Source organism: Aeromonas sp. 2MA4, assembly GCF_029237305.1.
Taxonomy (GTDB): Bacteria; Pseudomonadota; Gammaproteobacteria; order Enterobacterales; family Aeromonadaceae; genus Aeromonas; species Aeromonas salmonicida.
On the sequence record NZ_JAACFY010000009.1, the window covers coordinates 116,928 to 133,888 of the forward strand.

A 16,961-nucleotide genomic window follows, 5' to 3' on the forward strand; every position below is an offset into this window, starting at 1 on the left:
CCTTTTTTTGACGTTTCTCAAAGCAGATGGATCACTATGGTCGAAACCGGCAACCCCTATCGTGATAATGTCTCTCGCCTGATCACCTGGGGGCATTGGTTCTCCTTCTTCAACATCATTCTGGCCATGCTGATTGCCACCCGCTATCTGGGTGCCATCAGCTGGCCATCGACCACGCTCGGCGTGACCTATCTCATCATCAGCTGGATAGGTCACTTCTCGTTTCTGAGCTTTGTCACCTACCTGTTGACCATATTCCCGCTGAGTTTCGTGCTGCCCAAAGAGAAGCTGCTGCGCTTCATTTCGGCCATCATCGCCACCCTAGCGCTGGTGCTCCTGCTCATCGACACCCAGGTGTTCCAGCTGTTCAAGTTCCACTTGAACGCTCAGGTGTGGCAGTTGCTGCTGGATCAGGCCCAGACCGAGGAAGGCTCGATCTGGAGCATCATCTTCGTGGCGGTGCCAACCATCTTCCTGCTGCAACTGCTGCTGTCAGCCTATGTGTGGCGCAAGATCAACAAGCGCAAGCGCCGTCAGTATGGCAATCAGGTGGGGCTGGCCCTGCTGGTCTGCTTCATTCTGACCCACGTGGTCAACAGCTGGGCCGATGCCACCCTGTATCAGCCCATTACCATGCAGCGCGCCAACTTCCCGCTCTCCTACCCCATGACCGCCAAGAGCTTCCTGGCCAAGCACGGCTGGCTGGACCTGGATCAGTACGAGAAGAAGGCAGAATCCCAGGATGGCGAAAGCGAGAGCCGCTTGCGCTACCCCCTGCGCCCGCTCAGCGTCAACGCCCCCATTACCCACAAGAACCTGCTGGTGGTGGTGGTGGATTCGTTGCGAGCCGACATGCTCAACAGCATCAACATGCCCAATCTGCAGCGTTATGCAGACAGCCATCTCAATTTCCGCAACCACATGAGTGGCGGCAATGACGATGTGATGGGGATGTTCAGCCTCTTCTATGGCCTGCCCGGCCACTATTACGACGACATCCGCAACGACAAGACACCGCCGGTACTGTTCGACGAGATGCTGCGCCAGGATTACCAGTTCGGCCTGTTTGGCGCGCTGGAAGATGCGCAGCAGTATCGCCAGAGCATCCTCTCCGGTCTGCGCAAGCAGGTGTTTGTCTCCGAGCAGACCAATGATCAGCTGCTGATCGGTGACTGGCAGCAGTGGCTCGCCAAGCGCTCGCCGGACAGACCCTGGTTCTCGCTGGTCTATCTGTCGAGCCCCGGTGATTACCAGCTGCCGGCCGACATGAAGGGCCCCTTCCAGCCCGAGCTGACCAAGTTCAATCCGGCCACCGCTTATCAGGCCAAAAACCTGCAGAAGCTGGAGAACCGTTACAAGAACACCGTCTTCTACACCGATCAGTTGCTGGAGCAGATGCTGAGCCAGCTGCAACAGCAGGGCCTGAACGAGCAGACCATAGTCGTGGTGACCTCCAACCACGGTCAGGAGTTCAACGATACTCGCAGCAACAGCTGGGGCTATGGCACCAACTACTCGCCTTATCAGGTGCAGGTGCCTTTCGTGCTGGCCTGGCCGGGCAACGACACCCTGGCGCAGAGCCAGTTGAGCAGCCATCTGGATCTGGTGCCCACCCTGATGCAGGGCATGCTGGGGGTACGCAACCCGGCACGGGACTACAGCACAGGCCGCAGTCTGTTCGACAACAGCCCGCGCAACTGGCTGCTGGCCGGGGATCAGCGTGATTTTGCCATCTATCAGGGCAACACCATCACCCACTTCAACAAGCAGGGTGATTTTGAACTGCTGGAGCGCAACAGCTACCGTCCCATCAAGCACGGCACCCCCGACATGGGTGTCATGATCCAGGTGATGAACGAGCTCAACCGCTTCTATCGCGCCCCCTGACGGCCAGAAAACCACAACTCACCAAGCCCGCTCCCGTAGCGGGCTTTTTATTGCGTGCAGCACGTGCCGGAAAACAACAGCTGGGCATCTATGCCCAAGGGAGCCCATAGGGGACGGGTTTTATGCCCAGCCAGATAGCCCTCTTCTCCTCTTCATGTTCTCACTTGCCGGCGCAAACGTTCTTCTTTTCATTACTGACTCTTCCATCAAAAACATCAACCTGATCAAGATCATAAAAACAAAATGATAATGATTATCAATCGTTGATCTGGATGGACCACTCTGCAATAATCCGCGCCCTTCAGGCTTAAATAACAATCATTCTCAAAATGAAAATACTGCTGCACTACTGGCCCATGCTGCTGTCCGGCACAGCGCTGGCCGCCAGCGATCAGACCCAACTCGATGGGACTGGCACCCCTGCTCACCTCAAGGCGCGCGAGACCATAGTGGTCAAGGGCCAGCGGGTCGAACAGAAGCTGTCCGATATCTCTGGCGCCATCACAGTCATCACCGAAGAGGACCTGGATCGCCAGGTTGCCACCGAACTCACCGACGTGTTCAAGAACGAACCCGGCGTTTCTGTGACCGGCTCGGCAGGGCGTCCGCAAAACATCAGCATCCGTGGCATTGGCGGCAACCGGGTGCTGATCATCAAGGACGGGGTCAGGGTCAGCGACGGCTTCGGCGCCGACGATCTCAACGACAAGGTGGGCCGTTTCAGCTTCGATCTGGATGACGTCAAGCAGATTGAGGTGGCCAAGGGGGCAGGCTCCGCCCTGCACGGATCAGACGCCATCGGCGGCACCATCGTCATCTCCACCAAGCAGCCGGAGGATTATCTGCAGGGGCAGGATGCCTACCTCAGCAGCAAGATCCTACACGATGGCAGCAGCGACAAGCAGAAGTTGAGCGCCACCGGTGCCGCCCGCTGGGCTGAAACAGAACACCTGCTGCGCGTCTCCGGCTGGCAGGGGCACGAGACCGCCAACTATGACGAGAGCCGCATCCCGGCGGATCTGGATGGCCTGAGTGCCTCCACCAGCTCTCGTTTCATCCTGAACGAGCACCACCTGCTGCGCCTCGAACTCGACTACTTCGAGGACAACGCCAAGCGGGATCAGGGGCCGCGCGAAGTCCCCCAGCCCGATGGCAAATGGCAGGTCCGCCAGTATCGCGAGGACAGTACCCAGCGCTCCCAGGGCGCCAAGCTGAGCTGGGAGGCGCGCAGTCTCGACCATCTGCTGGCGGATCAGTTCACCTTGAGCCTGCACGGCAATCATGCCAAGAACAGCGCCAACAAACGCAGCCTGCTGCAAAATGACCTGCTGAGCGGCTATCCCCGCTATCGTAGCGAACGGGAACTGGCCACCTTCACCGAGGATCTGCTCGGCGGCGAGCTGGACATTCGCCGAGATCTGACGACCGGCGCCATCGAACACAAGCTGAGCTATGGCGTCGAACTGGAGCGCGCAAGCCACGAGCGACCGGTCGACAAGCTGACCTTGGAGGCGGGCATTCCCCAGCCCGGCCAATCCGCCCCCTTCAGCAGCGCCCGCACGGACCGCGCCGGCATCTGGCTGGGGGATGTGGCGAGCCTCGGACAATGGCAATTCACCCCCACACTGCGCATGGATCACCAGTGGCTGAGCCCGCAAGATGGCAAGGGCGCCAGCAATCATAGCTGGCACCTCTCCCCCAGTCTGGCTACCAGCTACCGCTTCAACGATCAGTGGCGCAGCTGGCTCAGCTATGCCAACGGTTTTAGTGCCCCCTCCTACGACAAGGTGTACGGCAATATTCCCCACTACTTTGCCCTGCCACCGTTCGAGATCATCGCCAACCCGGACCTCAAGGAGGAGACCAGCCACAGCTTCGAGTGGGGTGTGAGCGGTGAAGGGGATGAGTGGAGCATCAAGCCGGCGCTCTTCTACAACCGCTACTACAACTTCGTCGACTGGCGCCAGGTGGGCTTCCGTCTGCGGGACGGCGTCATGCTGCGCCAATACCGCAACGTGGCCAAGTCCGAGACCTGGGGCGCCGAAATCGCCGCCAGCTACTGGCTGACCCAGCAGTGGGAAGTGGCCACCAAACTCGGCTGGGTGGATGGCAAGGACAGCCAGGGCGAGTCACCGCGCAACCTGACCCCGCTGGAGGGCAATACCCGCCTCAGCTATCAGGCCAACGACTGGAGCCTGGGGCTGCAAGCCGATTATGCCGCCGCCATGAGCCGGGTACCCACTTGCGGCAACAGCCTGACCCAGCAGCAGAGCGAGTGCATGAAGAGTGCAGGCTGGCTCAGCTTCGCCCTGACCGCCGACTGGCAGATCACAGACGCCCTCAAGGCCAACCTCAAGCTCGATAACCTGCTCGATACCCGTTACACCCGCTATCAGGATGTAGCCGGGCAGGAAGCGGGCAGCGATGCGGGACTCTACACCCAGACGGGCCGCTACCTGAGCGCCAGCCTGCGCTACACCTTCGTGGGGATCTGATGCACGCGCTATTGATAATGACGGCTCTGCTGGCCAATCCGGTGGCCTCACCCACCGAGGCCGCGGGCATGACGGCAACCACCACGGCGCCACAGAGCACATCAGCCATTGCCAAGCGTCCCCTGCTGATGAAGGGCAAGATAGCGCGGTGGGATCCCTATGGCGGCTGGCGTGACGACAGCCGCCAGGATCCCGCCCTGCTGGCCATGCTGGCCGAGCAGAACCACTGGACCGAGCAGCAGCTCGCCAGCCAGCGGCCGCTGGAGCAGGCGCTACAAGCCGAGTGGCAGGCGCAATCGCGCGGCGAGCCCATGCCCGCCGAGTGGCACAGCGAAGCGGGCAGCCAGTGGCGAATGGAGGCCGATGGCAGCCTGTGGCAACGGGCTGATGACAAGGCGCAGCCCCGTCAGCGACTGGCGCCGCGTCAACCGGCGAGCGGCTATTACGAGCTCGCCGGCTGGGCACTGCACCCGAACGGGCGCTGGCTGGCCCTGGCCGAAGATCTGCGTGGCGATCTGGACTACCGTATCACCCTGCTGGATCTGGATAGCGGCAAGACACAAACCACCCTGGCGCACAGGGCAGCCGATCTGCTCTGGAGCCTGGACGGCAAGACCCTCTACACCCTTGCCAACGAGCGCCGCACCCTGCGCCCCTGGCAGCTGTGGGCCTGGCAGGATGGCAAGGAGCGGCTAGTACACAAGGAGGCCGATCCCGCCTGGCTGCTCAGCCTCTATGGCACCACGGACAAACGCCACCTGCTGCTGCAGAGCAACAACCACGACAGCTCGGAGCAGTACCTGCTGGACGAGGGAACCCCCTCTCTGCTCAAGGCCCGTCAGGCCGGTGTCGAGTACTACCTGGATACCCAAGGGGAGCGAGTGCTCATCAAGAGCAACAAAAATGGTGCCCTCGACCTTTATCAGGTGACCAGTCTGACACAGGTGGCCGAGGGGCACTGGCAACCCCTCTGGTCCGGCGAGGACAAGAGCCTGGAGAAGTGGCGCCTGTTTGCCGACCATACGGTCCTGCAATACCGCAAGGCAGGGGACGACTGGCTCGATGTGCTGGATTCAAGCGGCCAGCTCAGCCAGCGTGTGCATCTCACCGAGGGAGCTGGCACGGCCTGGATCCAGGGCGCTCATGACCCGGCCAGCCAGCAGATCCTGATCCGCAGGCAAGGGATGGCCGAGCCGCCGCACCAGCGCTGGCTCAATCTGGCCAGCGGTCAGTGGCAAGCCGACGCGCAGGCGCAGCCCCCCTCTCCCTACCGAAGCGAGCGACGCTGGGTGGTGGGCAAGGACGGCGTCAAGGTACCCGTCTCTCTGGTGTGGCGCACCGACATCACCAAGCCCAAGGCGCTGCTGCTCTACGGCTACGGCGCCTATGGCACCCCCATGCGCCCTTACTATCAGCCCCAGATGCTGAGTCTGCTGGATCGCGGTTTTGTCTACGCCATCGCTCACGTGCGCGGCGGCGGCATGCTGGGAGACGACTGGTATCTGGCGGGACGTGGCCAGCAAAAACAGCACAGCGTGGACGACTTCCTGACCGTGGCCGAGGCGCTGGCCCGCGATCCGGCCATCGATCCCGCCCGGCTGTTCGCCATGGGCGGCAGTGCCGGCGGTCTGCTGGTGGCGGCGGCGCTCAATCAGGCGCCAACCCGCTTTGCCGGCGCCGTGTTGCAGGTGCCCTTCGTCGATCTGCTCGGCACCATGAGCGATCCCGAACTGCCGCTCACCCGCCAGGAGTACGCCGAGTGGGGCAATCCGGCCATTCCCGCCGACTATGCAGCCATGCGTCGTCTGAGCCCCTATGACAACCTGCAACGGCAGCCCTATCCCCCGGTTTACGTGACGGCCGGGCTGCACGACAGCCAGGTGCCTTACTGGGAGCCGCTCAAATGGGTCGCCCGGCTGCGGGAGCACAGCACGGGCACAGGCCCCTATCTGCTAAGCACGGCTCTCGACAGCGGCCACCAGGCCAGTACCGGCAAGGCCCACCAGCAGGCAGCGCGCGAGTATGCCTTCCTGCTCACCCTGGCCGGCGTTACCCGCTGATGGCGCATCCTTTTCTCATTTTGTGTTGGAGTAAACCATGAAACCCTCTTCCCTGGCCCTCTGGCTGGCGGCAACCTTGCTCTCACAGCCTCTGCTGGCGGCCGAGTTGCAGTTCGTCGATGAAAAAACCATTACCACCACGCCGCAGCAGTGGCTCGAGCAGCGCCTTGGCGTCACGCTCGCCCCCGACTACGACAGGGCCAGCCTGCTCGGCCATCACTACAGCTTCCGCCAACTGGTCAACGGCCTGCCGGTGGCCACCATCCAGGCTGCCGTCAGCGTCGACAAGACCGGCAAACCCTGGCGCATCTATCACAACAGTCGGCCGCTGCAGAGCAGCGAGCCAGGCTGTGATGCCAGCGGCAACCTGGATCCTCTGATCGAAGAGTTGCGGGCAGCGGGCAGCGAGATCGACACGCTGGGCGCGGTCGAAGCCTGGTACTGGCGCGACGGCGACACCCTGGTGCCCGCCCTGCGCCAGCGGGTGCGCGAGCACCAGGCAGGCAACGCCAAGGCTACCTATGTACAGCTGTTCGCCAGTTGCGACGGCAGCCGGGAGCTGGGCCGCTGGATGGATGCGGCCAGCACCCGGGCCAGCCGCACAGCCGACGTCGGCGACACCCAAGTGGAAGCACGAGTATTCGACCCGGATCCCCGCACCCAGCTGCAAGACGCCAGCCTGGTCTGGCACGACGAACTGGTGCTGGCGGACGCCGCCTATCAGGACAGAGTTCCCCTGCCGGTCACACTGGCGGGGGGACGCTATCTGCTGAGCGGCCCTCACGCCCGGGTAGTGGATGCCATGGAGCCCGATACCGCGCCTTTCAGCAGTGATGATCCGCAGGCATTCCGGTTGACCCGGGACGATCGGGGCTTTGCCGACATCAACGCCTATTACCACCTTGACTTGGCCCAGCGCCACATCAAGAAGCTGGGCTTTACCGGGCTCATCCCCGGGGCCCTCGACATAGATACAGAGGCCGGCTATCAGGACAACTCCCTCTATGACCCGTTCGAGCGCAGGTTGGAGCTGGGCCGCAGCGGCGTGCCCGATGCCGAGGATCCCATGGTGATCTGGCACGAGTTCGGCCATGCGGTGCAGCACCACATAGTGCCGGATCTCGGGGAGGAGGCAGACTGGGGCGCCATCGGCGAGGGCTTCAGCGACTACCTGGCCGCCAGCCACCGCCAGCGCAGCGAAGCGGGTCGCCAATTCGAACCGGCCATGGTGTTCAACTGGGATGCACGCTTCACCGATCGTACCCCGCGCCAGCTGGATGATCTGCGGGCCCGCTACCACCCGGACTACAGCTATCCGGCCCACCGCACCATCAACGGCAGCAACGGCGATCAGTTGTGGGGCACACCGCTGTTCCAGGCCCTGCTGGCCTCGGTGACCGAGCATGGCGAAGGGGCCCGGGACGAGTTTGACCGCGTCATCATCGAATCCCACTTCGGGCTGGGCCCGGCCATTCGCATGCCACAGCTGGCCCGCATCACTGTGGACACGGCGGTGCGGCTCTACCCTGCCCGTCACTACGCCAGCCATCTGGAGCAAGCCTTCCGTCAGCACGGCCTCTTGCTGGCGCCGGTCAATATCGCGCTGGCCGAGGGCAGCGCCATCGAGCTGGGACAGCGTCAATCCGTACAGGTGACACTCACCAATCAGGGCTCGGCGCCGGTGACCCTCAATGAGCTGACCCTGACCCTGCCCGCCGGGCTGCAGGCCGATCCCTACCAATGGCAAGCCACCACACTGGCGGCAGGTGCCAGCACCACCACCACGCTGCGACTGCTGGCCCAGAGCCCGCTGGCCTGCGGCGATGAGGTGAGCCTGCCGGTAAGCCTCGTCATGACGGGGACCAGTCCGACCGAGCGCCAGTGGCAGCAGCCACTGAGCCTGCCCATAGGCACGCCCATCATCAGCCGTGCCACTGGCCAGCCGCTGCTCCTCAGCGATGCCCAGAGCGAGGAAGTACGCGGTTTGAGCCAAGCCAGCCTGCAGCTGGAGAAGACCAACGCCAAAGTGAGCGAGCAGTTGCAACTGACCCTGGATCTGCAACACGACGCCCTGGATGAGCTGGAGATCTGGCTCAACTCCCCCTCCGGCACCCGCATCCAGATCTGGGACAAGGGCTACAGCCCACTGCCACGGCTGAAAGGTGTCTTCCCTACCGAGCTGCTGCCCCTGCAAGCCTTCACCCCCTTGCTGGGAGAGCCGCTGGCCGGCAGATGGACGCTGGAAGTGGTGGACAGCAAACCCGGGCATCAGGGCCGCATCAATGGCTGGAGCATCAGCCAGCGCATCGGCGCCCAGTGTGGTGAACCCATAGCCCCGCCGGATGACGGCATCATCCACTTCCCGGTGGACGACAGCAGTGGCGGCGGTGCGGCCAACCTGCTCTGGCTGCTGCCGCTGGCGATCTGGCGCCGCCTTCGCCAGCGCGGCTGAGTAACCCACCCATATATAAGAAGGGGCCCTGGCCCCTTCCCAAGGACAAGAGATGAATCCAACCTATTCCCGCCTGGCCTGCCTGCTGGCCCCCCTGCTCACCGCCTGCGGTGGCGGCGGCTCGGATGAAGCGCCGCTGGCGGCACCTGCCTATACCCTGAACGTCAATCTGCCCGAGAGTGGCACCCTGTGCGTCAATCTCAACCAGAACACCCGCTGTGACGAGGGAGATCCCAGCGTCAGCGGCGTGGCCGGTGCCCGTCAGCTGAGCGGCACCTCCCCCGCCCTGCTGACCAGTCCGCTGCTGTTCCTGCCAACCAACCCGGCGGCGCTGACGCTGCTGCATCCGGCCGCCCGACTGGATGGCCAGACCCTGACCCCCAGCTTGCTCAGCACTCTGCTGCAAAGCCGCATCGCCGAGGGACATCCGCCCAAACAGGCACTCGACGAGATGCTGGCCGCGCTGGCGCCGCTGCAACCAGGCCAAGGGCTGACCGCCCTGTCGCAACTGGCCGACTTCAACCTGGCGCTGGGGCAACTGCTGCTGGCGGTGATCGATGCCGAGCCGGAGATACCGGACCTTTCGCCCGTCCTCGTGCAAGCCGTGGTCTGGCCGGCCCTCGGCAGCCTGCTGCCCGAGCTGGCCAGCCACTTTGCCCAGCACGGCGAGCTGACCAGCCTGCAAGAGAGCGTCACCCACCTGCTGCAACAGCAATACTCCCATCCCCTGGTCACCGGCAGCGGCGTCGCCACCTACACGGATGGTGTCGACTACTTGCTCATCGAAGAGCCCGCCGACCACCCGGGCCAGGAAGCCAGCCTGAACAAGGCCCCCTTGCGCTATCGCAAGCTGGATGGCAAGGGCCAGCCCCTGCCGGATGACGCCCCTCAGTGGGAATGTGTGGAAGACCTCAACACTGGCCTCGTCTGGGAGAGGAAGCTGAATGATGCAAAGAGCCCACGCGATCTGCATCGCACCTTCGCCTGGGAGCTTGGCGACTATCACCCCACCCAGCAGGAGCTTGACTACGCCTGCCCGCAAGGCGAGGCCATCTGCACTACAGAGCAATATCGCCAGTGGCTCAACGCCCAGCAGCTGTGCGGCATCACCAGCTGGCGCATGCCCCACTCGCGCGAGCTGATGAGCCTGCAACACTACGGCTCACTCGCCCGCCAATATGGCCAGCTGGTCACCATGGATGTGCGCTACTTCCCCGATGTCGGCACCACCACCAAGGATTTCAGCGGCTACTACTGGAGCCAGACCCTGACCCCGTCCCGTCGGCTGGAGAGCGCCCCCCTGAGCGCCATCGCCCATATCTTCCTCGGCGATGACGCCGGTACCGACTACGCCACCACAGTTCAAAACAGCGATGATGCCAACGGTCTGCAACTGCGACTGGTGGCGGAGGTAACCCGATGAACCGATTGATGTTGACCCTGCTGCTGACCCTCAGCAGCCCTCTCGCCCTGGCCACCGCCATCTGCGACGACACCATGCCCAGAACCAGCCCCACCGCCCGCTTCATCGATCGCGGCAACGGCACAGTCACCGACAGAAGCACGGGCCTGACCTGGATGCGCTGCCAGCTTGGCCAGACCTGGCGCAACCAGAGCTGCAGCGGCGAGCCAACCCGGCTTTACTGGCAGCAGGCCCTGCTGACGGCAGAGCGGATCCGAACCGAACCGAGCCATACCCTGTACGGCTTTGGCGGCTACCGGGATTGGCGCCTGCCCACCATCAAGGAGCTGACCAGCGTGCTGGAGTCCGCCTGCTACAAGCCGGCGCTCAACGAAACCATCTTCCCCCGCGCCATGGCCGGTGAAGGAAAAGAGGTGAACGACGGTTACGTCTATCTCTGGTCTTCGACCCCGGTGCCGGCCAGCAAGAGCGTCGCCTATCTGGATATCACCAGTGGCGCCGTTGGCATGCGGGCGCCCGGCGCCTGGGCCAAACAGCTGCTTCTGGTGCGTTGATTGCGCGGGGGTGGCCACAGGATCCCGCTGAAAAGCGGATCCTTGTCCGGCCACCTCCGAGCTGTGCAAAAGCGCTGTACACCGAATGTGCGCCTTGTCAGAAAATAGCCAGAAGACGTCATCCTGTGCCGGATCTGGCAGGATTTGCACCCCGGATCGCTGGCATGAAACGGGCAGAGCGGTTAGTCTAGCGGCGTTGAACCAATCCCCATGAGGTACAGATGAAAACCGTATTGCGTTTTAGCCTGCTGGGCGCCTTGTTGCTGGGCGGCCATGCCTTCGCCGCCGAACCGAAAAAATTTGATATCAGCATGTTTCCGGCCGCCGAAGTAAACCAGGAACGTGTCGTGATCCGCCTGCCGGAAGTCGAGAACGAAGCCGACATGATGGTCGAGCTGCAGGTCGGCAAGAAAATGATGGTCGACTGCAATGTGCCGCGTTTCGCCGGCAACCTTGAGCAGCACAGCGTCAAGGGCTGGGGCTACAACTACCTGATGCTCGGCAAGGTATCCGACCCCATCAGCACCCTGATGGCCTGCCCGGATGTCCAGAAGAAAGAGACCTTCGTCCAGATCTACGGTCAGGGCTTCTTCGTTAACTACAACTCCAAGCTGCCGTTCGTGCTCTACGTCCCGCAGGAGTATGAAGTGCGCTACCGTCTGTGGCGTGCGGACAACCTGGCCCAGCCAGCCATGATAGAGTAAGTCTCCATCGAGACCAAACCTCCCGCTTTGGTTCATGAATGACACAAAATAGAGCGCCAAATGGCGCTTTATTTTTAACCAAATTTCGTCGCCCCAGACGGCCTAACCTTGACATAACCTGACATAACTCCGCTTTTTTTCTCGCTTTTTTGCTCCTGCCCTCCCCGAATGTCCACTGGATCATGGCTAAATCACTTTCGATGAAAATGATTTATCCATATAGTGAAAAAATTGATTTTGCACTCTGCGACGGCCTGATGATACTTGCCCGCAAAGGTCAAACTAACCAGAAAAAGAGCACTATGAGCTTCGAATCCGACAAGCGTTTCAACGACTTCAAACATTTTCCCCGTGGCCTGCGTCGCAGTGGTGAATTCACTGTTGCCGAAGCGGACAGTCTGGAAAAATACGGCACCGCCATGCTGGCGCTCTATCAGGGCAACCTGGCGCCGCGCGATGACGTAGAAAGCACCTTTATCGAACAGGTCAAATCCGGCGCTGCCGGCAGCAATCCCCACGCCAAGGTGTGGTTCAAGTATCTGAAGGTGATAGGTCCCAAGCGCGTGCATCGTCTGTGCACAGTCGCAGGCGGCGCCAACGAGGAAACCGGCGGCGGTGGTTTTGACGGCGGCAACGGCGGCGGCAGCGACGAGTCCATCGATTAATGGATACCGAACTGCTTCGGACCTTTATCGAGGTCAGCAAGACCCGGCACTTTGGCCGGGCTGCTGAGAATCTCTACCTGACCCAGTCGGCGGTGAGCTTTCGGATCCGCCAGCTCGAGCAGCAACTCGGGGTCAGTCTGTTTGCCCGTCATCGCAATAACATCCGCCTGACCGCGTCCGGCGAGCGTCTGCTGCCCTATGCAGACGCCATCTTGCATACCCTGGGTCGGGCCAAACAGGACGTTGCACTCTCCCCCGGTTTCAGCCAGCAGCTCGCCATAGGCGCGCCCGCCGTGTTCTGGGAGCTTGATTTCAACGACTGGCTCAATCATGTCTATGCGCTGGCTCCCGGCCTCGCCGTGCGGCTCGAAACCGCATCCCGCGAGCACCTGTGCCGCCAGCTGCTGGAGCGCTCCCTCGACTTGGCCCTGCTCTCCGAGCCAACCAAGATCGACGAGATTGCCCTGCATCCCATCGGCGAACTGGTGTTTGAACTGGTGAGCCGGGATAGCACAGCCAACGCCGACAGCCTGATGCAAATGCCCCATATTCACCTCGACTGGGGCACCAGCCTGGAGCCGCAACCCAGCCGCTTGCAGAGCCTGCAAAAAACACCCGTGCTGCACTCGAGCTCCGCCAACATGGCGCTGCAGTTCGTGCTGGCCAATGGGGGCGCCGCCTATCTGCCACGGCGGATGGTGAGTCCCTTCCTGGAAAAGGGGCAGCTGCATCTGGTGGAGGGAGGCCAGCCACTGAGCCGCCCGCTTTACCTCGCCTATCTGGAGAAGTCCGATCGTCGGGAGCTGATCGATCGGCTACTGACCCTGCCCCTTGGCTGGGATGGTGCCGATCTGCGCCTGCCGCAGACTGAATAACTTCGGGCGATAGCACAGACAGAAAAGGGGCCGAAAAGGCCCCTTTTTTATGGTGCTTGTGTGCAATCGCATCAGCCGTGCTGGCGGCGATCGTTGGCCTGGGCCAGCAACATGCGGCTCTCGTGCAGAAACTCGTCAGCATGCTCGCCAAAGAAGTCGGATACCTGCGAGAAGGCATCGATAAAGCCGGCTCTGTCCCCCTGCTCCAAGAGCCCCAACACCTCTCCGAAGTTCTGGTAGTAGCGGCGGATCATCGCCAGATTCTGCGGTGACGACAATATGATGTCGGCATAGAGCTCAGGATCCTGGGCAAACAACCGTCCCACCATGGCCAGCTCCAACCGGTAGATGGGGGAGCTTAAGTTAAGCAGGCGGTCGATGTTGGCCTGCTCACGGGAGAGGTGCCAGCCATAGGCAAAAGTGGCGAAGTGGCGCAGCGCCTGAATGAGGGTCATGGCCTCGTCGTGGGCTTGGGCCTCAACTTGCTGCAAGCGCGCGCCCCAAATGGTCATCTGATCCAGCAACCACTGACTGGCGGCCGCATCACGGCCCTGACAGCAGACGATCACCTGCTTGGCAAGGCTCGCCACATCCGGTCCAAACATGGGGTGCAGCCCCAGAACAGGACCTTTGTGCACCGCCAACATATGGGCAAGCGGCTCGCTCTTGACGCTGGTGACATCCACCAGCAGACAATCGGCGGGCAAGTTGCCGAGCCGGTCGATGATCTGGCAGGTGATGTCGATGGGCACGGCCACCATGACCAGACCCGCGTCGGCAAGGATCTCGTCAGCCCTTGGCCAGTCTGCTTGTTCGAGGGTCTCGACCCGGTAGCCGGAGAGGCTGAACATATGGCCGAACAAGCGGCCAAGTTGACCCTGTCCGCCTATGATGACCACTTTGCCAAGATCCGGCTTCATGCACTTGAAGCCGGTGTCTTTTTCGCTGGCATAAGATTCACGCATGACACGGCGCAGCACATCCTCGATAAGATCGCCCGGCACCCCCAACAGTTCGGCCTCGGTGCGACGGCGGGCCAGCATGCTCGCCTCCCTGTCCGGTGCATAGATGGGCAGGCCGTGGCGGCTCTTCACCTCACCCACTTCCCCCACCAGAGCCAGTCGTGCGGCCAGCAGATCGATCAGCTGTCTGTCCACCGCATCAATCTTGTCCCTGAGGGCATTCAACTCTTCAGCCATATCCAGTCCCTGCTGGCGCCGCTGGCGGCGGCGCCCTGTGATTCAAGAGGCAACAAGGTATCACTGCGTGGGCAGTGATACCTCTATGGTTCAATCAGTTACGACAAGATACCACGGCTTACCGTGCAGTTCTGCCCTTGAGCGGCGCCGCCAGCTCGCGATGGCATCGCTCCAGCAGAGCGGCTGTGCTATCCCAGTCGATGCAGGCATCGGTGATGGAGACGCCGTAGCGCATCTGCTCCTTGGGCTGCTCGCTGGACTGGTTGCCTTCGAACAGGTTGGATTCGAGCATCACCCCTATGATGGAGCGGTTGCCCTCCTGGATCTGGTGGATGACGTTGTCGGCTACCTTGGGCTGCAAACGATGATCCTTACTGGAGTTGCCGTGACTGCAATCCACCACCAGACCGGGCAGCAGGCCAGCCTTCTCCAGCGCCTCCTCCGCCAGCGACACATTGACCGAATCGTAGTTCGGGTGCTTGCCGCCGCGCAGGATGACGTGGCCATCCGGGTTGCCCTGGGTCTGCAGCAAGGCAACCTGGCCCTGCTGGTTGATCCCCATGAAGGCATGGGGGCTGGAGGCCGCCTGCAGCGCATTGATGGCGGTACCCAGGTTACCGTCTGTGCCGTTCTTGAAGCCCACCGGCATGGAGAGGCCGGACGCCATCTCCCTGTGGGTTTGGGATTCTGTGGTGCGCGCACCTATGGCCGACCAGGAAAAGAGCTCGGCCAGGTATTGCGGGCTGATGGGATCGAGCGCCTCGGTCGCCAGCGGCAATTCCAGCTCCGCCAGCCAGCAGAGCAGCTCACGGGCGCGATGCAGCCCCAGCTCCACATCGAAGGTGCCATCGAGATTCGGGTCATTGATAAAGCCCTTCCAGCCGACCGTGGTGCGCGGCTTCTCAAAGTAGACCCGCATGACAATGTAGAGAGAATCCTGATAGGCATCATGCAGCGCTTTGAGTCTGGTTGCGTACTCTTTGGCGGCGTCCATGTCGTGGATGGAACAGGGTCCACAGATCACCAGCAGGCGGTGATCACGACGGTGGATGATGTCGGCGATGGTAGTGCGGGCCCCTTGCACGAAAGCCAGCGCCTGGTCGGAGATGGGTAGCTTCTCCTTGAGCTGGGCAGGCGTGATCATCACTTGTTCGGATTGGATATGGATGTTGTTCAGGGGGTCTCTTTGCATGATCTCATTCTCTCTACAGTATTTAAGCCAATTGCACTGAATGTATCAATTTATTTACACAAGTCAGTGCTTTGTTACGCAACCGCCCTCACCTTACCAAGGAAAAACAAACAATCAAGTGAAACTAGCGGATTAACTGTCTAACAGGTGGATAAACGACCAGTGAAGCGACCTAAACAACCAGAAAGTAGCGAGTAAAAAGCCCCTGACCCGACAAAATCGTAAACATATAGTTACACCCTGATGCTGCCGTCAGTACTGCTCGACCACTATCCGACCCCTGCCCTTGCCTCCATTTTATGAAAAAAGCGGGGCACCTGGCCCCGCTTGCGTTCCCGTCTTGCTCTTCTTTTATGATTTGCCGTGTGCCTTGATGGCGTCGACCGCCTTGTCCGGGAAGTCGCTGAACACCCCGTCCACATCGGCCTGATAGAGGAAGATGTTGAGCAAATCGCTGAAATCCTTGGCGTAGGCCGGGATCTGCCCCTCATCCTGACGGAAGGTATAAGGGTGTACTTTAAGGCCAGCGGCGTGGGCCTCTTTCACCATGCCGGTAAACACAGGTTTGCCCGGGGTGCCCGGCTCCGTGACTATCATCGGCTTCCAGGGGCCTATGCCTTCCGCGTAGCCAGCTATGGTCTTCATGGCGCCCGGCTTGAACATCCAGTCATAGTCGTAAGGGGTTGCCTGGCCCTTGGCGTCATAGACCATGGTCTCGTTCCAGTCGGTCTCGGCCATCAGCTGCACCAGTTTCAAGTCCATGCCTAAGGCGGGCATCAGCTCGCTGTTGATGCGCTTGAGCTCGTTGGCATCGAAGCACTGCAGATAGACCTTGTCATCCTTCCCTGTGTAACCGTACTCCTTGAGCACTTTCAAGACGGCCTTGGAGATGTCCTTGCCTTCATGGCGAAACAGCCAGGGAGCCTTGATCTCCGGGTAGATGCCGATGTTCTTGCCGGTGCTCTTGTTGAGCCCCTGGATCATCTCTATCTCCTCCTGGAAGGTGTGGATCTTGAAGCTGGACTTCCACAGCGGGAAGCGGGCCGGATAAACGGGTACCTGCTTGCCATCCACCAGCTGGAACGGCTCCGTCATCCGCAGGGAGCGCACCTCGGCCAGGGTGAAGTCCACCACATAGTAACGACCGTCCGGGCGGGCCCGACCGGGGAAGCGCTCGGCCACGTCCGTGATGCCATCAAGGAAGTGATCGTGCATCACCACCAGCTGGTCATCCTTGGTCATCACCAGATCCTGCTCCAGATAATCGGCTCCCATGCCATAGGCCAGCGCCTTGGATTCCAGGGTGTGCTCGGGCAGATAGCCCGAGGCGCCACGGTGGGCGATCACTATCTTGCCTTCGTCGGCAGCAAGAGCGGGCAATGCAAGGGCGGCCCCCAGGCCAAGGGCAATCAGGGAGAGAGAGATTTTTTTCATGCGAGGTGCTCTTTGTTATTG

Annotated in this window: 12 protein-coding genes; 9 read left to right on the forward strand and 3 right to left on the reverse strand. The window is 61.6% G+C overall.

Translation table 11 applies throughout. The features are described 5' to 3' along the window. Nucleotides 1-36: 36 nt before the first annotated feature. The 9 genes from GWQ31_RS11450 (at nt 37) to hdfR (ending at nt 13,115) form a co-directional block, all read left to right on the forward strand. The gene (locus GWQ31_RS11450; RefSeq protein WP_096118462.1) at nt 37-1,887 is read left to right on the forward strand and encodes a DUF3413 domain-containing protein; all 1,851 of its coding nucleotides are present in this window, start codon (nt 37-39) and stop codon (nt 1,885-1,887) included. A 329-nt stretch (nt 1,888-2,216) separates the two neighbouring features. Next, complete coding sequence (locus GWQ31_RS11455; protein ID WP_265461296.1) at nt 2,217-4,382, forward strand: TonB-dependent hemoglobin/transferrin/lactoferrin family receptor; 2,166 nt, start codon at nt 2,217-2,219, stop codon at nt 4,380-4,382. After that, entirely contained in the window at nt 4,382-6,442 is a 2,061-nt protein-coding gene (locus GWQ31_RS11460; RefSeq protein WP_275909394.1) for a prolyl oligopeptidase family serine peptidase, read from the forward strand. The genes GWQ31_RS11455 and GWQ31_RS11460 overlap by 1 nt, the downstream gene beginning before the upstream one ends. Before the next feature lie 37 nt (nt 6,443-6,479). Beyond that, on the forward strand, nt 6,480-8,894 hold the full coding sequence (locus tag GWQ31_RS11465) for a proprotein convertase P-domain-containing protein (RefSeq protein ID WP_275909395.1): 2,415 nt from the start codon (nt 6,480-6,482) through the stop codon (nt 8,892-8,894). 52 nt (nt 8,895-8,946) lie between these two features. Beyond that, nucleotides 8,947-10,317: a DUF1566 domain-containing protein gene (locus tag GWQ31_RS11470; RefSeq protein WP_275909396.1), complete on the forward strand. Its 1,371-nt coding sequence runs from the start codon at nt 8,947-8,949 to the stop codon at nt 10,315-10,317. Further along, nucleotides 10,314-10,871 carry a DUF1566 domain-containing protein gene (locus GWQ31_RS11475; protein ID WP_111588640.1) on the forward strand — a complete coding sequence of 186 codons (558 nt, stop codon included), beginning with the start codon at nt 10,314-10,316 and terminating at the stop codon, nt 10,869-10,871. Before GWQ31_RS11470 ends, GWQ31_RS11475 begins: the two co-directional genes overlap by 4 nt. 221 nt (nt 10,872-11,092) lie before the next feature. After that, the gene (gene eco, locus GWQ31_RS11480) at nt 11,093-11,575 is read left to right on the forward strand and encodes a serine protease inhibitor ecotin (protein ID WP_005310087.1); all 483 of its coding nucleotides are present in this window, start codon (nt 11,093-11,095) and stop codon (nt 11,573-11,575) included. Between the two features lie 302 nt (nt 11,576-11,877). Then, entirely contained in the window at nt 11,878-12,240 is a 363-nt protein-coding gene (locus GWQ31_RS11485; protein WP_181455282.1) for a DUF413 domain-containing protein, read from the forward strand. Beyond that, a complete protein-coding gene (gene hdfR, locus GWQ31_RS11490; protein ID WP_131731074.1) occupies nt 12,240-13,115 on the forward strand; it encodes an HTH-type transcriptional regulator HdfR in 876 nt (291 codons plus the stop codon). Before GWQ31_RS11485 ends, hdfR begins: the two co-directional genes overlap by 1 nt. Nucleotides 13,116-13,186: 71 nt before the next feature. Here hdfR and tyrA read toward each other — a convergent pair whose 3' ends face one another. The 3 genes from tyrA to glpQ all read right to left on the reverse strand — a co-directional run bounded on the left by tyrA (nt 13,187) and on the right by glpQ (nt 16,940). Further along, nucleotides 13,187-14,314, reverse strand: a complete 1,128-nt coding sequence (gene tyrA / locus GWQ31_RS11495; RefSeq protein ID WP_265421587.1) for a bifunctional chorismate mutase/prephenate dehydrogenase — start codon at nt 14,312-14,314, stop codon at nt 13,187-13,189. 118 nt (nt 14,315-14,432) lie between these two features. Continuing rightward, nucleotides 14,433-15,506 (reverse strand): 3-deoxy-7-phosphoheptulonate synthase, encoded by a 1,074-nt coding sequence (locus GWQ31_RS11500; protein WP_021138526.1) that lies wholly within the window; start codon nt 15,504-15,506, stop codon nt 14,433-14,435. Nucleotides 15,507-15,857: 351 nt separating this feature from the next. Continuing rightward, nucleotides 15,858-16,940 carry a glycerophosphodiester phosphodiesterase gene (gene glpQ / locus GWQ31_RS11505; RefSeq protein ID WP_275909397.1) on the reverse strand — a complete coding sequence of 361 codons (1,083 nt, stop codon included), beginning with the start codon at nt 16,938-16,940 and terminating at the stop codon, nt 15,858-15,860. Between the last annotated feature and the right edge of the window lie 21 nt (nt 16,941-16,961).